Origin of the sequence: Paenibacillus tyrphae, assembly GCF_027925525.1 — a bacterium.
GTDB classification, from domain to species: domain Bacteria; phylum Bacillota; class Bacilli; order Paenibacillales; family NBRC-103111; genus Paenibacillus_G; species Paenibacillus_G tyrfis_B.
In genome coordinates this window covers 1-237 of sequence record NZ_BSDJ01000125.1, presented here as the reverse complement: position 1 = coordinate 237, position 237 = coordinate 1, and the positions used below count along the sequence as shown (strand labels likewise).

The 237-nt window shown below is 44.7% G+C and carries 1 protein-coding gene; it reads left to right on the top strand.

Annotation, left to right across the window (positions count from 1 at the left end):
- The coding region (locus QMG93_RS35165; RefSeq protein WP_281944544.1) for a hypothetical protein at positions 1 to 203 on the top strand (203 nt) is incomplete at its 5' end.
- Positions 204 to 237 lie beyond the last annotated feature (34 nt).

The following is a 237-nucleotide window of genomic DNA, read 5'->3' as shown; positions in this document are numbered from 1 at the left end:
TATACCTCGCGGTATTAACTAGTAAAACTAAGGATGATTCAGCTTTACGCTTTGTTTCGTTATCCAGTTTTCAAGGAACAAATCTTGCTTTGCTGCCGTTTCAGCGGCAGGAAGATTATCTTAGCATGTCCGCCCGGTTGATGCAACCATCAACTTTTGGCAAGACTGCCAAGCTTGAAAGGCATTGCGCCTTTCAAAACTGAACATGAGTGAGTGCCGATGCAGCTAAGCTGCAGA